The organism is Variovorax sp. F042, from assembly GCF_057814215.1.
Genome location: NZ_JBVASX010000002.1, coordinates 303,703 through 324,721, shown reverse-complemented (window position 1 = coordinate 324,721; position 21,019 = coordinate 303,703). Strand labels below are relative to the sequence as shown.

At 65.5% G+C, this 21,019-nt stretch carries 20 protein-coding genes; 1 reads left to right on the top strand and 19 read right to left on the bottom strand.

Annotated elements, in window-relative coordinates; all coding sequences use genetic code 11:
• Positions 1-96: 96 nt before the first annotated feature.
• Positions 97-741, bottom strand: a complete 645-nt coding sequence (locus ACZYSP_RS10010) for an LON peptidase substrate-binding domain-containing protein (protein WP_256216697.1) — start codon at positions 739-741, stop codon at positions 97-99.
• Positions 742-790: 49 nt separating this feature from the next.
• On the opposite strand from ACZYSP_RS10010, the gene ACZYSP_RS10005 reads away from it, so the two are divergent.
• Positions 791-1,351, top strand: a complete 561-nt coding sequence (locus tag ACZYSP_RS10005; protein WP_093049480.1) for a YggT family protein — start codon at positions 791-793, stop codon at positions 1,349-1,351.
• A 64-nt stretch (positions 1,352-1,415) separates the two neighbouring features.
• Here the strand turns inward: ACZYSP_RS10005 and accD are convergent, their stop codons facing one another.
• From accD to sdhC, 18 genes are all read right to left on the bottom strand, one after another.
• Positions 1,416-2,288, bottom strand: coding sequence for an acetyl-CoA carboxylase, carboxyltransferase subunit beta (accD, locus tag ACZYSP_RS10000; RefSeq protein ID WP_012746558.1), 873 nt, complete (start codon positions 2,286-2,288; stop codon positions 1,416-1,418).
• Positions 2,289-2,313: 25 nt separating this feature from the next.
• Positions 2,314-3,159 (bottom strand): tryptophan synthase subunit alpha, encoded by an 846-nt coding sequence (gene trpA / locus ACZYSP_RS09995; protein WP_093049483.1) that lies wholly within the window; start codon positions 3,157-3,159, stop codon positions 2,314-2,316.
• Entirely contained in the window at positions 3,159-4,445 is a 1,287-nt protein-coding gene (gene trpB, locus ACZYSP_RS09990; protein ID WP_489014055.1) for a tryptophan synthase subunit beta, read from the bottom strand. Before trpB ends, trpA begins: the two co-directional genes overlap by 1 nt.
• 47 nt (positions 4,446-4,492) lie before the next feature.
• The gene (locus tag ACZYSP_RS09985; RefSeq protein ID WP_093049489.1) at positions 4,493-5,194 is read right to left on the bottom strand and encodes a phosphoribosylanthranilate isomerase; all 702 of its coding nucleotides are present in this window, start codon (positions 5,192-5,194) and stop codon (positions 4,493-4,495) included.
• Complete coding sequence (gene truA / locus ACZYSP_RS09980; protein WP_489014053.1) at positions 5,191-6,003, bottom strand: tRNA pseudouridine(38-40) synthase TruA; 813 nt, start codon at positions 6,001-6,003, stop codon at positions 5,191-5,193. The genes ACZYSP_RS09985 and truA overlap by 4 nt, the downstream gene beginning before the upstream one ends.
• Before the next feature lie 33 nt (positions 6,004-6,036).
• On the bottom strand, positions 6,037-8,856 hold the full coding sequence (locus ACZYSP_RS09975; protein WP_489014051.1) for a FimV/HubP family polar landmark protein: 2,820 nt from the start codon (positions 8,854-8,856) through the stop codon (positions 6,037-6,039).
• A gap of 169 nt (positions 8,857-9,025) precedes the next feature.
• Positions 9,026-10,168, bottom strand: coding sequence for an aspartate-semialdehyde dehydrogenase (asd, locus tag ACZYSP_RS09970; protein ID WP_093049497.1), 1,143 nt, complete (start codon positions 10,166-10,168; stop codon positions 9,026-9,028).
• 90 nt (positions 10,169-10,258) lie between these two features.
• Positions 10,259-11,347 carry a 3-isopropylmalate dehydrogenase gene (gene leuB, locus ACZYSP_RS09965; RefSeq protein ID WP_093172144.1) on the bottom strand — a complete coding sequence of 363 codons (1,089 nt, stop codon included), beginning with the start codon at positions 11,345-11,347 and terminating at the stop codon, positions 10,259-10,261.
• Positions 11,348-11,387: 40 nt separating this feature from the next.
• Positions 11,388-12,038, bottom strand: a complete 651-nt coding sequence (leuD, locus tag ACZYSP_RS09960) for a 3-isopropylmalate dehydratase small subunit (protein WP_093075564.1) — start codon at positions 12,036-12,038, stop codon at positions 11,388-11,390.
• A 14-nt stretch (positions 12,039-12,052) separates the two neighbouring features.
• Positions 12,053-13,474, bottom strand: coding sequence for a 3-isopropylmalate dehydratase large subunit (leuC, locus tag ACZYSP_RS09955; protein WP_093049506.1), 1,422 nt, complete (start codon positions 13,472-13,474; stop codon positions 12,053-12,055).
• Positions 13,475-13,536: 62 nt separating this feature from the next.
• Positions 13,537-14,481: a LysR family transcriptional regulator gene (locus tag ACZYSP_RS09950; RefSeq protein ID WP_093172142.1), complete on the bottom strand. Its 945-nt coding sequence runs from the start codon at positions 14,479-14,481 to the stop codon at positions 13,537-13,539.
• A gap of 142 nt (positions 14,482-14,623) precedes the next feature.
• Positions 14,624-15,682 (bottom strand): purine-nucleoside phosphorylase, encoded by a 1,059-nt coding sequence (locus ACZYSP_RS09945; RefSeq protein ID WP_489014047.1) that lies wholly within the window; start codon positions 15,680-15,682, stop codon positions 14,624-14,626.
• Positions 15,683-15,780: 98 nt separating this feature from the next.
• Entirely contained in the window at positions 15,781-17,091 is a 1,311-nt protein-coding gene (gene gltA, locus ACZYSP_RS09940) for a citrate synthase (protein WP_093049522.1), read from the bottom strand.
• A 24-nt stretch (positions 17,092-17,115) separates the two neighbouring features.
• Complete coding sequence (locus tag ACZYSP_RS09935) at positions 17,116-17,430, bottom strand: FAD assembly factor SdhE (RefSeq protein WP_489014045.1); 315 nt, start codon at positions 17,428-17,430, stop codon at positions 17,116-17,118.
• 27 nt (positions 17,431-17,457) lie between these two features.
• Entirely contained in the window at positions 17,458-18,159 is a 702-nt protein-coding gene (locus ACZYSP_RS09930; protein ID WP_093049529.1) for a succinate dehydrogenase iron-sulfur subunit, read from the bottom strand.
• Positions 18,160-18,208: 49 nt separating this feature from the next.
• Positions 18,209-20,017 (bottom strand): succinate dehydrogenase flavoprotein subunit, encoded by a 1,809-nt coding sequence (gene sdhA / locus ACZYSP_RS09925; RefSeq protein ID WP_093049532.1) that lies wholly within the window; start codon positions 20,015-20,017, stop codon positions 18,209-18,211.
• 7 nt (positions 20,018-20,024) lie between these two features.
• Entirely contained in the window at positions 20,025-20,390 is a 366-nt protein-coding gene (sdhD, locus tag ACZYSP_RS09920) for a succinate dehydrogenase, hydrophobic membrane anchor protein (RefSeq protein ID WP_093049535.1), read from the bottom strand.
• A gap of 13 nt (positions 20,391-20,403) precedes the next feature.
• Positions 20,404-20,850, bottom strand: a complete 447-nt coding sequence (sdhC, locus tag ACZYSP_RS09915) for a succinate dehydrogenase, cytochrome b556 subunit (RefSeq protein WP_093049538.1) — start codon at positions 20,848-20,850, stop codon at positions 20,404-20,406.
• Positions 20,851-21,019: the final 169 nt, after the last annotated feature.

Below are 21,019 nucleotides of genomic sequence, written 5' to 3'. Positions count from 1 at the left end.
GTGCGCGGGGCTGGCATTTTAGCCCATCGGGTTTGAATAAAACCTGCGCCCAGCGCCCGTCAATCCTGCGCAATGTGCTACAAAAAAAGTAGCGGACTATTCAGTGATGCCCGTGCGTGCGAGCAGATCGCTGACCAGTTCGAGCCGCATCAACGGACTGTCGAGCTCCATCAGGCGCTGGCGCAGTTCGAGTTGCATCGGCACCAGTTCGCACCAACGGTTGGCCACCCAGCCGCAATCGTTGAGCTGATAGGGCGCGCCGATGGGCAGCCGCACCGCTTCGCCTTGCGCACGCCGGCGCTCTTCCAGCGTGTCGATCAGGCGCTGCAGCGCGGTGGCGGTGTGCCGCAGGTCGTCGGGGATTTCAAGCGCGACGTCGTCGCTCACGGCCTCGACTTCGGCTACCCACAGGCCGTGCTTCTGCAGCTCATTGCTGCGAACCCGAAAGCGTTGCGTGCCCACGCATTCGATCTGCAGCAGGCCGCTCTGCGGCGATTCGAACTCGCGGATCATGGCCAGCGTGCCGATGGCGGCGAAGCTTTCCGCATCGGCGCCGGCCTTGCGCACTTCGCTGCCGCTGGTGAGGCTCACCACACCGAAGGGCGCGTCGGCCTTGCGGCACTTGCCGATCATGTCGAGATAGCGAACCTCGAAGATGCGCAGTGGAAGAAGGCCACCCGGAAACAGGACCGTACCGAGCGGGAACAATGGCAGTGAATGCAAAAAGGGTTGTGTCGTCATCGAAGAGCCTTGCGTGGCTATCATCGCATTCCGCTCACGGCCACGCCCCATGCTCTATCAGATTCCCTCGTTCCTTCTCGACGTGATCGTCGGCCTCCTCGGCGGCGCATGTCTGCTGCGGCTCTACATGCAGTACCACCGGGTGCCGTTCGGCAATCCGCTCGGGCGCTTCGTGTTCGCCATCACCGACTGGATCGTGCTGCCGCTGCGGCGCATCGTGCCCGCGGTGAAGCGCTGGGACATGGCAAGCCTGATCGCGGCCTGGCTGCTGGTGATGCTGAAGTTTCTGCTGCTGTGGCTGCTGGTGGGCAACCTGGGGCGCATCGCGACCTTGCCGCTGGTGTCGCTGGTCGGGCTGATGCAATTGGCGGTTTCCGGCCTGACCGCGCTGCTGGTGGTCTACGCGGTGCTGTCGTGGATTCCAAACGCCTCGCCGATGCTGCTCGACCTGATCTCGCGCCTGGCCGAGCCGCTGGTGCGGCCGTTTCGCCGCTTCATTCCGCTGATCGGCGGGGTCGACCTGTCGCCGTTGGCCGCCATCGTCGTGCTGCAGGTGATCGCGATCGTGCTGGGCAACCTGCTGGTGTTTGCCTATCAACTGACTTTCTGAAGCAAAAATAAAAAAGGGCCCGGATGCATCGCACCCGGGCCCTTTTGCTTTTGCCCTGTTTCGCTCAGCTGACCGCGTCGGCCGGCTGGCGCAGCAGCATGGCCAGCGTGCTGGCGATGGTCTTGCGCAGTTCGCGGCGGTCGCTGATGAAGTCGATGGCGCCCTTGGTCTGCAGGAACTCGGCGCGCTGGAAGCCCTCGGGCAGCGTCACGCGCACGGTCGATTCGATCACGCGCGGGCCGGCAAAGCCGATCAGCGCCTTGGGCTCGGCGATCACCACGTCGCCCACGAAGGCGAAGCCTGCCGACACGCCGCCCATGGTCGGGTCGGTCAGCACGCTGATGTAGGGCAGGCCTTTCTTCGCCAGGCGCGTGAGCGCGGCATTCGTCTTGGCCATCTGCATCAGCGAGAGCAGGCCTTCCTGCATGCGCGCACCGCCGGTGGCGGTGAAGCAGATGAAGGGCACCTTCTGCTCGATGGCGGTCTCGACGCCGCGCACGAAGCGCTCGCCGACCACGCTGCCCATGCTGCCGCCCATGAATTCGAACTCGAAGCAGGCCACGACCACGCTGATGCTGTGGACCGAGCCGCCCATGACGACCAGCGCATCGGTTTCGCCGGTGTTTTCCAGGGCTTCCTTCAGGCGCTCGGGGTACTTGCGGCTGTCCTTGAACTTCAGGGCGTCGACCGGCAGCACTTCCTGGCCGACTTCATAGCGGCCCTCGGCATCGAGGAACGCGTCGAGCCGCGCGCGGGCGCCGATGCGATGGTGGTGGCTGCAGCTGGGGCAGACGTTCTGGTTGTGCTCGAGATCGGTCTTGTACAGAACGGTCTCGCAGGCGGGGCATTTGATCCACAGGCCCTCGGGCACCTGGCGGCGCTCGGACGGGTCGGTTTGTGCGATCTTGGCGGGTAGCAGTTTTTCAAGCCAGCTCATAAGGGGCTCCTTGTGTTGGCGGTGATTATCGACCAGCCGCGTTCTTGGCCGTGGCGGCAGGCAGCGCGTCGAGCGCCTCGCGGATGCCCGCAAGGAATTCGCGCACCGCCGGCACCACCCGCTCGCGGGGCTGGTCTTCGATGAGTTGAATGATCTTGGTGCCGATGATGACCGCATCCGCGGCCGATCCGACCGCCTGCGCCGTGCGCGCATCGCGGATGCCGAAACCCACGCCGACCGGGATGCTCAAGTGCTGGCGGATGCGCGGGACCATCTGGCCGACCGCCTCGGTGTCGAGGTGGCCAGCGCCCGTCACGCCCTTGAGCGACACGTAGTAGACGTAGCCGCTGGCGATGCGCGCGACCTGCGCCATGCGCTCGTCGGTGCTGGTCGGGGCCAGTAGGAAGATCAGGTCGATGCCGGCAGCCTTCAGTTCGGCGGCGAAGTCTTCGCACTCTTCCGGCGGGTAGTCGACCACCAGCAGGCCGTCGACGCCGGCGGCGACCGCATCGCGGATGAAGGCTTTCTTGCCGTGCACGAGGTCGTAGCGCTCGACCGGGTTGGCATAGCCCATCAGCACCACGGGCGTCGTCGAGTCCTTCTGGCGGAAGGCGGCCACGATGGCGAGCACCTGCTTCATGCCGATGCCCAATGCCAGCGCGGCTTCGCCGGCTTTCTGGATCACGGGCCCGTCGGCCATGGGGTCGGAGAAGGGCACGCCCAGCTCGATCACGTCGGCTCCGGCCTCGACCATGCCGTGCATCAGCTCGGGCGTGATGTCGGCGAAGGGGAAGCCGGCGGTCACGTAGGGAATCAGGGCGCGACGGCCGTCTTTTTTCAGCGCGTCGAAGGTGGCGGCAATGCGGCTCATCACTTGCCTCCCTTCACGCTCAGACCGCGCATCGAGGGCCGGTCGTAGAAATCGACGCCCGACAGGTCGGCGACGGTGCCGATGTCCTTGTCGCCGCGGCCCGAGAGGTTCACCAGGATCGACTGGTCGGGGCGCATGGTCTTGGCGAGCTTCATTGCATGGGCCAGGGCATGGCTGGATTCGAGCGCGGGGATGATGCCCTCCGTTCGGCACAGGTAGTGGAAGGCTTCGAGCGCTTCGGTGTCGGTGATGCCGACGTATTCGGCGCGGCCGATGTCGGCCAGGTACGCGTGCTCGGGGCCCACGCCTGGGTAGTCGAGGCCCGCGCTGATGCTGTGGGTCTCGGTGATCTGCCCGTCCTCGTTCTGCAGCAGGTAGGTGCGGTTGCCGTGCAGCACGCCGGGGCTGCCGCGCAGGATCGACGCCGAGTGCTTGCCGCTGTCGAGCCCTTCGCCAGCCGCTTCCACGCCGATCAGGCGAGTGCCAGCGAACGGGATGTAGGGATGGAAGATGCCCATGGCGTTGCTGCCGCCGCCCACGCAGGCGACGACCACGTCGGGCTGCCTGCCCTCGGCCTCGCCGGTGATGCCGTCGGCCGCGAGCATGGCCGGCATCTGCTCGATGCACTCGGTGCCGATCACGCTCTGGAAGTCGCGCACCATCGTCGGATAGGGGTGCGGGCCGGCGACGGTGCCGATGATGTAGAAGGTGTTTTCCACATTGGTGACCCAGTCGCGCATCGCCTCGTTGAGCGCGTCCTTCAGCGTCTTGCTGCCGGATTCGACGGGCACCACGGTCGCGCCGAGCAGGTTCATGCGGTAGACGTTGGGGCTCTGGCGCTTCACGTCCTGGCTACCCATGTAGACCACGCATTCGAGGCCATAGCGCGCGCAGATGGTGGCGGTGGCCACGCCGTGCTGGCCGGCGCCGGTTTCGGCAATGACGCGGGGCTTGCCCATGCGGCGAGCAAGCATCGCCTGGCCGATCACGTTGTTGATCTTGTGCGCGCCGGTGTGGTTCAGGTCTTCGCGCTTCAGGTAGATCTGCGCGCCGCCCATTTCACGGCTGGTGCGTGCGGCGTGGTAGATCGGCGAGGGGCGGCCGACGAAGTGCTTCAGCTCATAGTGGAATTCGGCGAGAAACGCCGGATCGTCTTTGAACTTCGCATACGCGTCGCGCAGTTCGTTGATCGCGTGGGTGAGCGTTTCGCTCGCGAAGGTGCCGCCGTAGTTGCCGAAATGGCCGGTGGCATCGGGTTGCTGGTAGTCCTGGAATTGGCTTTGCATGGTTCTCGATCGGTGAGCCGCAGCCCGACAACGATCGGCTGCGGCGGCTAACTGGAGAAGGACGCGTCGGCAGCCCTGACGGCTGCGACGAATTGCCGGATCTTTCCGGCGTCCTTGAGGCCCTTGTTCCCGGGACCGTCGATTTCGACGCCCGAGCTCACATCAACGGACAGCGTCTTGCAGCGCGTCCGCAGGATGCGAATGCCATCGCTCACGTTTGCAGGTGTGAGCCCACCACTCAAGACGAGGTGAGCGTCGACGGCGGGTGGAAGAAGTGACCAATCGAATGCCTTGCCGCCACCGCCATAACCTTCGACATGGGCGTCGAGCAGGATGGCCTGGGCGTGGGAGTAATCGGACGCGTATTTTACGAGGTCGAAGCCGGCCCCGGCAGCCCCCAGCGGAATGCGGGCCGCGCGCATGTAGCGAAAGCGCCCCGGACCGCTGGCTTCTTCGCACTGTTCGGGCGTCTCCTCGCCGTGGAATTGCGCGATGGCGCCCTTCACGCGGCTGAGTGCTGCTATGACTTTGGGAGCATCCTCGTTCACGAACAGCAGCACGGGCGTGATGAACGGGGGCAGGCGCGAGGCCAGTTCGGCGGCGCGCTCGGGTGTCACGGCGCGGGGGCTCTTCGCATAGAGCACGAAGCCGATGGCGTCGGCGCCGGCTTCGACTGCCGCATCCACGTCGGCCTCACGCGTCAGGCCACAGATCTTGATGCGGGTGCGGGGAACGGGAGGCGCGGTCATGGCGGGCCATCATACGGAGCCCCGCCGGCCTGCAGCGTGGCTTCCGCCGGCAGACCCCACTTGGCGTCGTACAACGGGCCCAGGAAATACAGGCCGTCCGCGGAAAAGGTGGGCGCCGCCACCTTGCGGCTGCGCGCCTCGAGCACTTCAGAAATCCACTCGGGCGGTTCGTCGCCACGGCCGATGCGCACCAGGCAACCCATCAGGTTGCGGATCATGTGGTGCAGGAAGGCGTCGGCTTCGAATTCGAAATGCCAGCGGCAGCGTTCGTCGTCGCCCACGCGCGTGATCTCGATGCGCCGCAGGTCCTTGACTGGCGAGCGCGCCTGGCAGGCCGAGGCGCGGAACGAACTGAAGTCGTGCCGCCCAACGAGCAGCGCGGCCGCGGCGCGCATCGCATCGCCGTCGAGCGCATGCATCGACCAGCCGACCCGGCCCGTATCGAGGCTGGGCCGCACCGGCGATTGAGAAAGCACGTAGAGGTAGCGGCGCGCCAGGGCGCTGGCACGGCAGTGGAATTCGTCGGGCACCGGCTGCGCCCACTGCACCGCGATGTCGTCGGGCAGGAAGCGGTTGGTGCCGCGCATCCAGGAGAAGGGTTCGCGCTCGACGGTGGTGTCGAAGTGCACCACCTGCATCAGCGCGTGCACGCCGGCATCGGTGCGTCCGGCGCACAACGTGCCGATGGGCTGCGCGGCGAACTTCGTGAGGGCCGCTTCGAGCTTGTCCTGCACCGTGCGGCCCGAGCGCTGGCTTTGCCAGCCCTCGTACGCTTGGCCGTTGTACCGGATGCCGAGCGCCAGCCTCACGAATTCAGGAAGAACGACAGGAGCGGCAATCGCTCAGCGCAGTTCTGCGAGCAGTTGACGGGCTTGCGACTTGAGGTCGCCGGCGCTTTCGGCTTCGACTTCCTCGACCAGCGAACGGGCGCCTTCGACGTCGCCGATGGCTTGCAGTTCGCGAGCGAGCGACAGCTTGACGGCGTGCGGGCTGTCATCGCCTTCGTCGTCAGGCGCGGTAGCCGCAGGCCTTGCAGTTTCGGCCGAGCGGGCAGCCGGCAGGCCTGCCAGTGCGCTCATGTCGAACTCGATGAAACCCGAGTCGGCCGGCAGCGCATTGCGCAGCGCGGCGGGGCGGGTGTTGTGTTCCGCATCGCTCAGCGAGCTGGGGAGCGTGTCTGCCGACAGCGCGCCGGGGGCGGTGTCGAAATCGTTCTCGAGATCGACAGGCGTTGCGGCGTGGCCGTTCGACAGGGGCGGCGCGGGACGCGCGGTCGTCGGAGCGGGCGCGTAGACCGACTTCGGCAGGCTGGCGCCGACCGGTGCGTGCTGGACCGGCGTAGGGGCGGGTGCCGGCGGCGTGGTCAGGTCGAGGTCGAAGTCCAGCGGTGCCACCGAGGGCACGAAGGCAGGCGGCGCAACGGCCACTGGCGGTGCTGCGGGAGGCGGAACTGCTGCCGGCTTGGCGGCCGAAGCGAGGGCGCCTGCGAAGGCGGCCGTCTCGGCAGCGCTGGCACCGCCACCGCTGCGGGGAGCGCCCGATTCGTACAGCGGGTTGCCCGGATCGAGATCCTTGCCCATGTCGACCACGCGGGTCCAGTCGGAGCCGAGGCCGCCGGTCAGCTTGTGCACTTCGGTAGCCAGGCCTTCGTAGGCGCGCACATCGCGGCGCTTGGCGTGGATTTCGAGCAGCTTCAGGTGGATGGCGGTGCGGTCGGGGTTCAGGCGCAGCGCTTCACGCAGGATTTCCTCGGCCTGCAGGTCGCGGCCGTAGGCCAGGTACACGTCGGCTTCGGCCACGGGGTCCACGTCGCCCGCGTCGAGCTGGCTCGGCGAGTACGACAGCGACGAGACGGTGGAGTCGCCGCGATGCTTGGTGTCGACCGATTCACCGCCGCTGGCGCCGAAGAACGAGTCCTTCGGGATGCGGCTTTCGAGGAACACGCTTTCGCTCATTTCCTCGCGCCGACGGCCCAGCACGCGGTACAGCAGGAAGCCGATCAGCAGCGCGATCAGCGCCGCGCCGGCCAGCATCAGCGGGTTGTCCAGCAGTTCTTCGAGGAAGGTGGGCTCCGGCGGGGGTGGCGGAGCGGGCTTCTTCACGGCTGGTTTCGGTGCAGCGGCGGCCACTGCGGCGCTGGCTGCCGCGGTTGCGGGAGCGGCACCGGCGTCGGTTGCAGCTGGCGCGGCAGCGGCTGCGGCCTCGGCCGTCGGAGCCGGTGCAGCAGCAGGGGCTGCAGCCGTTGCCTCGGGCGTGGGGCTCGGTGCTGCTGCGGCGGGAGCGGCTGGCGCGGCTGCTGCAACGGGGGCGGGAGCCGGAACTGGTGCAGCGGCAGGTGCCGGAGCAGGGCTTGCTACCGGGGGAGCGGTCGTGGCACTGGTGGTCGGTGCCGGAACCGGGATGCCCGGCGTCGACGGTGCGGCCGGTGCAGCGGCAGCAGGTGCCGACGAACCGGCGCCCGTTGCAGCCTTGAGCTTGTTCAGCTCGTTGATGTTCTTCGACAGTTCCGCGACGCGGTTGTTGTTGTCTTGTGCCTGACGGGTCTGCGCGACCTTCTCGTCGGCGGCGCGGGTGGCCGCGTTGCCTTGCGAGATCGTGAGCTTGTCGGGGGCACTGGCCGCTGCATTGCGGTCTTCGACGTTGGCTTGCAGCTTGCCCGAGGCCTTGCGGCTGGCGGCGGCCACATTCGAGGTCGGCGCGTTGTCGGCCAGGCGCTGGCGGTAGGCGCCGAAGTCGCGGCTCTGTGCCGTAACCGTGCGGCGGGCTTCGTCCGGCAGAATGGCGGCCGCCTCGGCACCGCTCGGCAGGTCGAGCACCGCGCCGGCGCGCATGCGGTTGACGTTGCCGCCGACGAATGCATCGGGATTGGAGAGCAGCAGCGCCACCAGCATCTGGTCCAGCGACACGTCGGCTGGCTTGTGGGCGCCGGCGATCTTGCTGGCGGTGTCGCCGCGCTGAACGGTGACTTGTTCGCCGCCACCGCTGCGAACCGCCGGAGCGGCTGCGGTGACAGGGGCGGGTGCTGCCGCAGCGGGCGCAGGCGCCGGTGCAGCTGCCGCAGGTGCAGAGGGGGCTGCCGAAGGCGCAGCCGGCACCACCGGAGGGCGCTCGCGGCGAGCACGGGCTGCCGGGGCAACGCGTTCGGTCGGCGTGGCGATCTGGGGCGAAATGGGCGTGGCCGGTGCCGCCGCCTGGCGCGTGGCCGGCGGATCGAGCAGCACGGTGTAGTCGCGCACGATGCGGCCCGACGAACCGTTGGCCTCGAGCAACAGGTCGATGAACGGGTCGTTCAACGGGCGGTTACCGCTCAAGCGCACCACGTATTGGCCGCCGGCGCGGCGCTGAAGCGTCGCCTTGACGTCGCTCAGTGCCGAGTTGTACGGAACGCCCGCGCTCTTGAAAGCTTCGGCCGTGGCGATGTTGATCTTCAGACCGTCCGCCTCGTTGGCGGCGATTTCGGTCACGTCGATCTCGGCGCGCAAGGGTTCGCCCAGCGCCGATTGCACCTTCAGCTGACCCAGCGCGAATGCGCTGGCGTCGGTGCTGACGATGCCCAGGGCCACGGCTGCCGCCGCGCCAAGGATGGAAAGGCGCCAGCCATTCGATGGCAGAGGCGGGCGAGCGGCCGATGGGCTGGCCGCAGGCAACAGATGTCTTGTCATGCTGATAGGGGGCGGCTCAGGCCCAGAATTTGTAAGAGGACGTTAGCACCATCACCGGGCACTGACAAGGCAATGCGCTTGTTCTACCCAGTGCGCGCATACTTACGCACACATTCGATGTTGCCGTAAGGCAACAATTCATGTTTCAAAAGGCCCTGAGCAGCCCGCATCAGGCTTCGAGCAGGATACGCAGCATGCGGCGCAGCGGTTCCGCGGCGCCCCACAGCAGCTGGTCGCCGATGGTGAAGGCGCCGACGTATTCCGGGCCCATCGCCAGCTTGCGGATGCGGCCAACAGGAATGTCCATGGTGCCCGTCACGGCCACCGGCGTCAGGTCCTTCAGGGTGGCTTCGCGCGTGTTCGGCACGACCTTCGCCCAGGGGTTGTCGGCGGCGATCATCGCTTCGATGTCGGCGACCGGCACGTCCTTCTTGAGCTTGAAGGTCAGGGCCTGGCTGTGGCAGCGCATCGCGCCGATGCGAACGCAGAAACCGTCGACCGGCGTGGCAGCGGTGCTGAAGCCCGGGCCCTGGCCGAGGATCTTGTTGGTCTCGGCGCCGCCCTTCCACTCTTCCTTGGACATGCCGTCGCCCAGGTCCTTGTCGATCCAGGGGATCAGCGAGCCGCCCAGCGGCGCGCCGAAGTTGGCCGTTTCAGCGGCGCTGAGGGTCTGCTGCTTGTGCAGCACCTTGCGGTCGATTTCGAGGATGGCCGACTTCGGGTCGTCCAGCAGGGCGCGCACTTCGGCGTTGAGGGTGCCGAACTGGGTCAGCAGCTCGCGCATGTGCTGCGCGCCGCCGCCCGAGGCTGCCTGGTAGGTCATGCTGGTCATCCACTCGACCAGGCCTGCCTTGTAGAGGGCGCCCACGCCCATGAGCATGCAGCTCACGGTGCAGTTGCCGCCGATCCAGTTCTTGCCGCCCTTGGCGAGCGCGTTCTCGATGACCGGCAGGTTGACCGGGTCGAGCACGATGATCGCGTCGTCCTGCATGCGCAGGGTGGAGGCGGCGTCGATCCAGTGGCCGTTCCAGCCGGCGGCGCGCAGCTTGGGGAACACTTCGCTGGTGTAGTCGCCGCCCTGGCAGGTGATGACGATGTCGCACTTCTTCAGTGCCTCGATGTCGTTCGCATCCTTCAGCGCGGTTTCGTTCTTGGCCATCGCCGGGGCCTTGCCGCCGGCGTTGGAGGTCGAGAAGAAGACCGGCTCGATGAGACCGAAGTCGCCTTCGGCCTGCATGCGGTCCATCAGGACCGAGCCGACCATGCCGCGCCAGCCCACGAGGCCGACCAGAGGTTGAGATGCGTTCGCCATTTCAGTTTGCCCTTATGAAAAAAGAAAAATTTGTCTTTTCTTGCCCCCGACTCGTCGAGCCGGGGAGGGGCGTGACGAAGCGGGCTGCGGTTAGCCGGTAATCGTCTTTTTGGTGATTGCTGCAACGACCGCGTCGCCCATTTCGCGGGTGCCGACGCGCTTCGTACCTTCTGACCAGATGTCGCCCGTGCGCAGCCCGGAGGCAAGCACGTCCTTGACCGCCGACTCGATACGGTCGGCAGCTTCGGCTTGGTTGAGTGAGAAGCGGAGCATCATGGCAGCGGACAGGATTGTAGCCAAAGGATTGGCAACCCCTTTGCCGGCAATGTCGGGGGCGCTCCCGTGGCTGGGCTCGTACAGGCCCTGGTTGCTCGAATTGAGCGATGCCGAGGGCAGCATGCCGATGGAGCCGGTGAGCATCGCGGCCTCGTCCGAGAGGATGTCGCCGAACATGTTGCCGGTGACCACCACGTCGAATTTCTTGGGGGCCTTCACGAGCTGCATGGCCGCGTTGTCGACCAGCATGTGGTCGAGTTCGACGTCCGGATATTCCTTCGCGATGTCGAGCATCACGTCTTTCCACAGCTGCGAGGTTTCCAGCACGTTGTTCTTGTCGACGCTGGTCACGCGCTTGCTGCGCTTGCGGGCCGCCTCGAAGGCCACGCGGGCGATGCGTTCGATCTCGGGGCGCGAATAGCGCATCGTGTCGAACGCCTCTTCGGCGCCCGGGAAGTGCCCGTCCGTCGCGATGCGGCGGCCGCGCGGCTGGCCGAAGTAGATGTCGCCGGTCAGCTCGCGAATGATGAGGATGTCCAGGCCCGCGATCAGCTCGGGCTTCAAGCTCGATGCATCCACCAGTTGCTCATAGCAGATGGCGGGACGGAAGTTCGCGAACAGGCCGAGGTTTTTGCGCAGCCCTAGGATGGCCTGCTCGGGCCGCAGCGGTCGGTCGAGCTTGTCGTACTTCCAGTCGCCGACGGCGCCGAACAGCACTGCGTCCGATTCCTTCGCCAGCTTGAGCGTCGATTCAGGCAGCGGATGGCCGTGCGCCTCGTAGGCCGCGCCGCCGACCAGCGCCGACTCCATCTCGAACTTCAGGTCGAGCACGTCGAGCACCTTGACGGCTTCCGCCACGATTTCGGTGCCGATGCCGTCACCCGGGAGAACTGCGATTTTCATAAATTGGTCTGAGGTTTTTTGAAAACGGAAATGCGCGCGATCAGGAGATCATCGTGTGCGCGAGCCACGGCTTCTGCGCCAGGCGCTCGGCCTCGAAGGCCTTGATCTTGTCCTTGTGGCGCAGCGTGAGGCCGATGTCGTCCAGCCCGTTGATCAGGCAGTACTTGCGGAAGGCCTGCACGTCGAACGCGAACTCCTGCCCATCGGGCTTCACGACCACCTGGCGTTCCAGGTCGATGGTCAGCTGGTAGCCCGGGAACGCGAAGGTCTCGTCGAACAACTGGGCCACCTGCGCTTCGGGCAGCACGATCGGCAGCAGGCCGTTCTTGAAGCTGTTGTTGAAGAAGATGTCGGCGTAGCTCGGCGCGATGATTGCGCGAAAGCCGTATTGGTCGAGCGCCCACGGCGCATGCTCGCGCGACGAGCCGCAGCCGAAGTTCCTGCGCGCCAGCAGCACCGAGGCGCCGGCGTAGCGCGGCTGGTTCAGCACGAAGTCGGGGTTCGGCTTGCGGCTGGCCGGGTCCTGGCCCGGAAAGCCGGCGTCGAGGTAGCGCCATTCGTCGAACAGGTTCACGCCAAAGCCGGTCTTCTTGATCGACTTCAGGAACTGCTTCGGAATGATCGCGTCGGTGTCGACGTTCTCGCGGTCCATCGGGGCCACGAGGCCCTTGTGCACGGTGAATTTCTGCATGTGTTGTCTCCAGATCAGGCGAAGGTGCGCACGTCGACGAAGTGGCCGTGCACGGCAGCAGCGGCAGCCATCGCGGGGCTCACGAGGTGGGTGCGGCCGCCGGCGCCCTGGCGGCCTTCGAAGTTGCGGTTGCTGGTGGATGCGCAGCGCTCGCCGGGCTCGAGCCGGTCGGCGTTCATTGCGAGGCACATCGAGCAGCCGGGCTCGCGCCATTCGAAGCCAGCGGCCTTGAAGATCAGGTCGAGCCCTTCGCGCTCGGCCTGTTCCTTCACCACGCCCGAGCCGGGCACGACCATCGCGAGCTTCACGTTCTTCGCGACCTTCTGGCCGAGCTTCTTCACCACGGCGGCGGCTTCGCGCATGTCTTCGATGCGGCTGTTGGTGCAAGAGCCGATGAACACCTTGTCGATGAAGATGTCGTTCATGGCCTTGTTCGGCTCCAGGCCCATGTAGACCAGCGCGCGCTCGATGGCGCCGCGCTTGTTCGCATCTTTTTCCTTGTCGGGATCGGGCACGCGGCCGTTGATATCGACCACCATCTCGGGCGAGGTGCCCCAGGTCACCTGCGGCTGGATCTGCGCGGCGTCGAGCTCGACCACGGCGTCGAAGGTCGCGCCAGGGTCGGACTGCAGCGTGCGCCAGTAGGTCACGGCCTGGTCCCACTCCACGCCGGTGGGCGCGAGCGGACGGCCCTTCACGTAGCTGATGGTCTTTTCGTCGACCGCCACCAGCCCGGCGCGCGCGCCGGCCTCGATGGCCATGTTGCAGACCGTCATGCGGCCTTCCATGCTCAGGTCGCGAATGGCCGAGCCAGCGAACTCGATGGTGTAGCCCGTGCCGCCGGCCGTGCCGATCTTGCCGATGATGGCCAGCACGATGTCCTTGGCGGTGCAGCCGAGCGGCAGCTTGCCCTCGACCTTCACGAGCATGTTCTTCGCCTTCTTGCCAAGCAGCGTTTGCGTGGCCATCACGTGCTCGACTTCGCTGGTGCCGATGCCGTGCGCGAGCGCGCCGAATGCGCCGTGCGTGGATGTGTGCGAGTCGCCGCAGACGACAGTCATGCCCGGCAGCGTCGCGCCCGACTCGGGGCCGATCACGTGCACGATGCCCTGGCGCTTGCTCAGGAACGGGAAGAACGCGGCCGCGCCGAATTCGGCGATGTTGTGGTCGAGCGTGGTGACTTGTTCCTTGCTGGTCGGATCGGCAATGCCTTCGTAGCCGCGCTCCCAGCCCGTGGTGGGCGTGTTGTGGTCGGCGGTGGCCACGACCGAGCTGATGCGCCACAGCTTGCGACCGGCTTCGCGCAGGCCTTCGAAGGCCTGAGGGCTGGTCACTTCATGCACCAGGTGGCGGTCGATGTAGAGGATCGCGGTGCCGTCTTCCTCGGTGTGGACGACGTGTTCGTCCCAGATCTTGTCGTAGAGCGTGCGTGCCATGTCGGTCTCTTGTCTTTCGTGGGGAAATGGATTGTCTGTCGTTGCGGCCGTGAATTCGAGGTTCAGGCCGCGATCTGTTCTGCGGCGTCCGCAGCCGCGTGCAGGTGATTCACCAGCGAGCGCGCCGCCACCGGCAGGGTGGAGAAGTCGCGCGCCACCAGCCGGATCTCGCGCGCCGCCCAGGCGTCGTTGAGCGCCACGCTCACGAGACCGCGGCCGATGCCGTTCTGCATGAGCTCGAAGGCGCGCTGTGGCATCACGCCGATGCCCAGGCCGTTCTCGATCATCCGGCACATGGCGTCGAGGCCCGTCACGTGGATACGCAGCTTGATGCTGCGGCCGGCGTCGAGCGCGGCTTCGTGCATCGCGACGTAGATCGAGCTGTTGGTGTGCAGGCCGACGTGGTCGAAGTCGAGCGAATCCACGAAGTCGATAGCGCCCTGCGCCGCCAGCGCATGCCCCGTGGGCACGATCAGCGCGAGGCGGTCGTGCCGGTAAGAAAGGCTTTGCAACTCACCCGCGCCGCCGGCCACGTGGCACACGCCGAGGTCGGCCGCGCCTTCCTGCACCGCGCGGATCACTTCGCTGCTCAGGTGTTCTTCAAGGTCGATCTTGATGGCCTCGTGGGCGCGCGTGAATACGCCCAGGTCTTCGGGCAGGAACTGCACGATCGCCGAGATGTTGGCGTGCACCCGCACGTGGCCGCGCACGCCGTCGGCGTATTCGCTGAGTTCGCCCTGCATCTTCTCCAGGCTGTAGAGCACCGATCGGGCGTGATGCAGCAGGCTTTCGCCGGCGGGCGTGAGGTCGACGCCACGCGCGTGGCGGTAGAGCAGGGTGGTGCCGAGCGTGGCCTCGAGGTCGGACAGCCGCTTGCTGATGGCCGAGGCCGCGATGAACTCGCGCTCGGCAGCGCGGCCGATGCTGCCCAATTCGCACACGGCAACGAACAGCTGCAGCGACGTGAGGTCGATGCGGCGGGCGAAGTTGCGTTCGGATGTGCTCATGGGGCCGTGGGGCATCGCGTCTGGCGATGAGGGGGCTATTTTCTCCTTGTTTTTATGCGTCAGGCATCGTGATATGAGATGACCTTGTTGCCGGGAGGCGACGGCAATCGGCAGCTGCGGTGGGCTGCCTTGCGAGCCCGGATCAGTCCGCGGGAACCCCCGCACTCCAGGCGGACCAGTTGCCCACGATCGCATCCACCAGAGGACGGCCCGCGATCAGGAGATTGCCGGTGGCGATCGGGAATCCGCCCGACTCGGCATTCAACGAGGCGTAAGCGGTCTGCCCCTGGTAGGGCCGATCGAAATTGGATGCCGTGCGAAGAACCGCCACGCGCTGCAGGTCGAGCAGCCCCGCGCTGGCGCCTCGCTTCAATGCCTCGTAGGTGGCGTTGTCTTCCTGCTGGGTGGTGCAGTACCTGCCCTGCCCGTCGGTCACGAGTGAAATCCAGCGCGTGGCGGTTTCGCCCAGGAACCTGCCGTGCCAGTAGGTGTCGCCGGCCGCGGTGTCGCATTGCAGGACCGACGGGCGGGCCTTGGCGGTTGCCTGCGAATACCTGGCGCGGTAGGCGCGTGCCTTGTCGTTGTCGGCCAGCGGTGCATTGGCCGAGAGCTTCAGGGCCTTCTGCAGCAGCTTTTCGTTGAGGCGGAAGACCTCGGTCCGGTACTCGAACTTGGGCTTCGAGTCCGGATCCTTGGCGCCGATGCCGAAGTAGCCAGAGCGCCAGGTCGACGGCATTTCACGCGCATCGATCTCATGCGCGATGCCGAAGTCGACCAGGAACCGGGCCCAGGTGGCAGAACCGATGGTCGAGACATTCGGGTCGACGCCCGCGATGCCGGCCACCAGGAAGTAAGTCTTCGAGAGGTCGAACTTCCCGCTGAACACCAGTGCCGTGATGGAAGCAGCCGCGTTGGTATGGCCCATGCCGGTGGTGACCTGGCACACCGAATCGGCGTTGCACCTGACCAGCGGATCGTCGGCGGACAGGCCGGGCACCTTGATCTCCCGGGTCAGCTTCAGCGGCTCGAACCACACCTGTGCCTCGGGCTTGAACATGCTGATGATGAGAACCTTCACTGCAATCTGCTGTGGCGGCTTTGCGCCGGGAGCGTCGGTAGCGCAGCCGAACAGCAGCGTTGTCGCGAAGGCGATGAATGCCGCCCTCGCGCCAAACCAGGTCACGCGTTGAAAAACTGACATTCGCCTTCTCCTTCTTGAGCCCAAAGAGATCGCAATTTACAGGCCAAAAAAAAGCTGCCCGAAGGCAGCTTTTCTGATCATCGAGATTCGACGGAAGCTCAGCGAGCCGTGATCGGCTTCACGTCGCGCTTCGGCGAACCTTCGAACAGCTGGCGCGGGCGGCCGATCTTGTACTCGGGGTCGCCGATCATTTCGTTCAGCTGGGCGATCCAGCCGACCGTGCGGGCCAGCGCGAAGATCGCGGTGAACAGCGGCACCGGGATGCCGATGGCGCGCTGCACGATACCCGAGTAGAAGTCGACGTTCGGGTACAGCTTGCGCGACACGAAGTACTCGTCTTCCAGGGCGATCTTTTCCAGTTCCTTGGCGAGCTTGAACAGCGGGTCTTGTTCCAGGCCCAGCTCGGTCAGCACTTCGTTGCAGGTTTCCTGCATCAGCTTGGCGCGCGGGTCGTAGTTCTTGTACACGCGGTGGCCGAAGCCCATCAGCTTGACGTTCGAGTTCTTGTCCTTGACCTTCTTGATGAACTCGCCGATCTTCTCCACGCCACCTTCCTTCTGGATGTCGTAGAGCATGTTCAGCGCCGCTTCGTTGGCGCCGCCGTGGGCGGGGCCCCAGAGGCAGGCCACGCCGGCCGCGATGGCCGCGAAGGGGTTCGTGCCCGACGAGCCGCACAGGCGCACCGTCGAGGTCGAGGCGTTCTGCTCGTGGTCTGCGTGCAGGATGAAGATGCGGTCGAGCGCGCGCTCAAGCACCGGGTTCACCTTGTACTCTTCGCACGGCGTGGCGAACATCATGTGCAGGAAGTTGCCGGCGTAGCTCAGGTCGTTCTTCGGGTACATGTACGGCTGGCCGATCGTGTACTTGTAGGCCATGGCCACGAGCGTGGGCATCTTCGCGATCAGGCGGATCGCGGCGATCTCGCGGTGCTCGGGATTGTTGATGTCCGTGCTGTCGTGATAGAAGGCCGACAGGGCGCCCACCAGGCCGGTCATGATGGCCATCGGATGCGCGTCGCGGCGGAAGCCGCGCAGGAAGAACTGCATCTGCTCGTTCACCATCGTGTGGTTGGTCACGAGCTTGGTGAAGTTGGCCTTCTTGGCCGTGTCCGGCAGTTCACCGTACAGCAGCAGGTGGCAGGTCTCCATGAAGTCGCAGTTGGTCGCGAGCTGCTCGATGGGGTAGCCGCGGTACAGCAGCTCGCCCTTGTCGCCATCGATGTACGTGATGGCCGACTGGCAGGCGGCGGTCGACATGAAGCCCGGGTCGTACGTGAACATGCCGGTCTGTGCGTACAGCTTGCGGATGTCGATCACGTCGGGGCCCACGGTGCCCTTGTAGATCGGCAGTTCGACGCTGTCGCCGCCGTTGCTGAACGACAGCGTGGCCTTGGTATCGGATGCTTTCATTTCGGTTTACTTTCAGAGGTGGATTCAGGACGAAGGAGAGATTGCGGGACGCTGCGCGCCGTCGGTACGCATCAGCTGCAGCAATGCGACCACCTCGGCCCCGGCCCATGCGGGCTCGGGCTCCTTCCTGCGCAGAAGGAGGTCAAGGAGGTCGTTGTCCGACAGGTCCATCAGTGTCTCCATCGCTCCCGCTTGACCCACGGTCATGCGGAATTCGTGCCGCTCGAAGAAGCGGGCGATGAACAGGTCGTTCTCGAGCAGTCCGCGCCGGCAGCTCCATTTGAGCTTGCTCAGCGCACGTTCACTGAGCAGGTCGGCGGAGTCGGCGGCGGGTTGCATGGTGGCTTCTCGAACAAATGGATCAGGTCAGATGGCGCGGCGCACCATCAATTCCTTGATCTTGCCGATGGCCTTGGTCGGGTTCAGGCTCTTCGGGCACACGTCCACGCAGTTCATGATCGTGTGGCAGCGGAACAGGCGGTACGGGTCTTCCAGGTTGTCCAGGCGCTCGGCGGTGGCTTCGTCGCGGCTGTCGGCGATGAAGCGGTAGGCCTGCAGCAGGCCGGCGGGGCCGACGAACTTGTCGGGGTTCCACCAGAAGCTCGGGCAGCTCGTGGAGCAGCTCGCGCACAGGATGCACTCGTACAGGCCGTTGAGCTCTTCGCGCTCTTCGGGCGACTGCAGGCGTTCCTTTTCGGGCGGCACGGTGTCGTTCTGCAGGTACGGCTTGATCGAGTTGTACTGCTTGAAGAACTGCGTCATGTCCACGATCAGGTCGCGGATGACGGGCAGGCCCGGCAGCGGCTTGAGCACGACGGTGCCCTTGAGCGTGTTCATGTTGGTCAGGCAGGCCAGACCGTTCTTGCCGTTGATGTTCATCGCGTCGGAGCCGCAGACGCCTTCGCGGCACGAGCGGCGGAACGACAGCGTCGGGTCTTGCGCCTTGAGCTTCATGAGGGCGTCGAGCAGCATGCGCTCGTGGCCGTCGAGTTCGATCTCGACCGTCTGCATGTAGGGCTTGGCGTCCTTGTCCGGGTCGTAGCGGTAAATCTGGAATGTGCGCTTCATCGTAGTGACCTTGTGAATGCTTTGTATGAGCTGACTGTGAGCCGTTCTCTTAGAACGTGCGGACCTTGGGTGGAACCGAGGCCACGGTGAGCGGCTGCAGCTTGACCGGCTTGTACGAGAGGCGGTTGTCCTGGCTGTACCAGAGCGTGTGCTTCATCCAGTTGACGTCGTCGCGGCCGAGCGGTGCGACAGGGTCGTCCGCCGGGCGTTCGTAGTCTTCGACCGTGTGGGCGCCGCGGCATTCCTTGCGGGCGGCGGCCGAAACCATGGTGGCCTGCGCCACTTCGATCAGGTTGTCGACTTCCAGCGCTTCGATGCGGGCGGTGTTGAACACCTTCGACTTGTCTTTCAGGCCGATGGCCTTGACGCGCTCGCGCACGGCGGCGATCTTGGTCACGCCTTCGTCCATCGAGGCCTGCTTGCGGAACACTGCCGCATGCTGCTGCATGACGGCGCGGATCTCGCCGGCCACGTCCTGGGCGTATTCGCCGGTGGTGGTCGACTCGAGGCGGTTCAGGCGCTCCAGCGTGCGGTCGGCCGCATCGTTGGGCAGGGGCTTGTGTTCCTTGAGCTTGTCGTTGAACTCGACGATGTGGTTGCCGGCCGCGCGGCCGAACACCAGCAGGTCGAGCAGCGAGTTCGTGCCCAGGCGGTTGGCGCCGTGCACGCTCACGCAGGAGCATTCGCCCACGGCGTAGAGGCCGTTCACCACTGCGCTGTTCTCTTCACCCTTCTGGATGACGACCTGGCCATGGATGTTGGTCGGGATGCCGCCCATCTGGTAGTGGATGGTGGGCACGACCGGAATCGGTTCCTTCGTGATGTCGACGTTGGCGAAGTTGACGCCGATTTCGTACACCGAGGGCAGGCGCTTGTGGATGGTTTCGGCGCCCAGGTGGTCGAGCTTGAGCAGCACGTAGTCCTTGTTGGGACCGCAGCCTCGGCCTTCCTTGATTTCCTGGTCCATCGAGCGCGACACGAAGTCGCGCGGCGCCAGGTCTTTCAGGGTGGGCGCATAGCGCTCCATGAAGCGTTCGCCGTTGCTGTTCAGCAGGATCGCGCCTTCGCCGCGGCAGCCTTCGGTCAGCAGCACGCCCGCGCCGGCCACGCCGGTCGGGTGGAACTGCCAGAACTCCATGTCCTGCAGCGGGATGCCCGAGCGGGCGGCCATGCCGAGGCCGTCGCCGGTGTTGATGAAGGCGTTGGTCGAGGCCTGGAAGATGCGGCCTGCGCCGCCGGTGGCCAGCAGCACGGTCTTGGCCTGCAGGATGTGCAGGTCGCCGGTTTCCATTTCGAGCGCGGTCACGCCGACCACGTCGCCTTCGTCATCACGGATGAGGTCGAGCGCCATCCATTCGACGAAGAACTGGGTGCGGGCTTCGACGTTCTTCTGATAGAGCGTGTGCAGCATCGCGTGGCCGGTACGGTCGGCCGCGGCACAGGCGCGCTGCACGGGCTTCTCGCCGTAGTTGGCCGTGTGGCCGCCGAACGGGCGCTGGTAGATGGTGCCGTCGGGGTTGCGGTCGAAGGGCATGCCGAAGTGTTCGAGCTCGTACACGACCTTCGGGGCTTCGCGGCACATGAACTCGATCGCGTCCTGGTCGCCGAGCCAGTCGGAACCCTTGATCGTGTCGTAGAAGTGGTAGTGCCAGTTGTCTTCGCTCATGTTGCCGAGCGATGCGCCCACGCCACCTTGAGCGGCGACGGTGTGCGAACGGGTCGGGAACACCTTGGAGAGCACGGCCACGTTGAGGCCGGCACGTGCGAGTTGCAGCGAGGCGCGCATGCCGGAGCCGCCGGCACCGACGATCACGACGTCGAACTTGCGCTTGGTGATTTTTTCTTTTGTGTAGGTCATGGTGGGGTCAGATCTTCCAAAGCACTTGAATGGCCCAACCCGCACAACCGACAAGCCAGACGATGGTGAAAATTTGCAGCACGAGACGGATGCCGACGGGCTGGACGTAGTCCATCCAGACGTCGCGCATGCCGACCCACACGTGGTAGAGCAGGGCGACGATCACGGAGAACGTGAGCACCTTCATCCACTGCGCGGCGAAGATGCCGGCCCAGAGGTCGTAGCCGATGGGGCCGCGGGTGAAGATCAGTTGCGCGAGCAGCACGATCGTGAAGAGCGCCATCAGGCCGCCCGTAATGCGCTGGCTGAGCCAGTCGCGCAGACCGTAGTGCGCGCCGACGACGATGCGCTTGGAGCCGTAATTCACAGACATGGTTGGCTCCTTCTCAGTACAGGCCGAACAGCTTGGCGCCGAGCACCACGGTGAGCAGGATGCTCAGTGCCAGCGTGACGACAGCCGAGGTATGGCCGAATTCCTTGGTCACGGCAGCGTGGCTCACGTCCATCCAGAGATGGCGCAGGCCGGCGATGAAGTGGTGCAGGTAGGCCCAGATGAGCGCGAGCGCGACCAGCTTGAAGAACCACCCCGGAACGAAACCAAGGCCGCTGTTGAAGGCGGCCTTGAACTTGGCGAACGAATAGTCGGAAGACAGCGAGGTGTCGAACATCCAGATGATGAACGGCAGCAGCAGGAACATCAGCACGCCGCTGACGCGATGCAGGATCGACACGATGCCGGCCGGCGGCAGCCGGTAGGTCGTGAGGTCGGTGAAGGCATTGATGTTGCGGAATTCGCGACGCGGAGGCCGGGGGGGAGTTGCAAGCTCTGTCATTGGGGGAAGTGCTTTCGTGGCTTTTGTGACTTGTTGGCTTGTTCTGAGAGCGAACGCTTTTGTTTCTTCTGCGGAAATGCAAACAACGCAAAATTCTATTGCAATGCACCATCGCGCAGCGGACATGCACGAGTCGGCGCACCGTTGCAGTCGGATGCTATTGACTTCG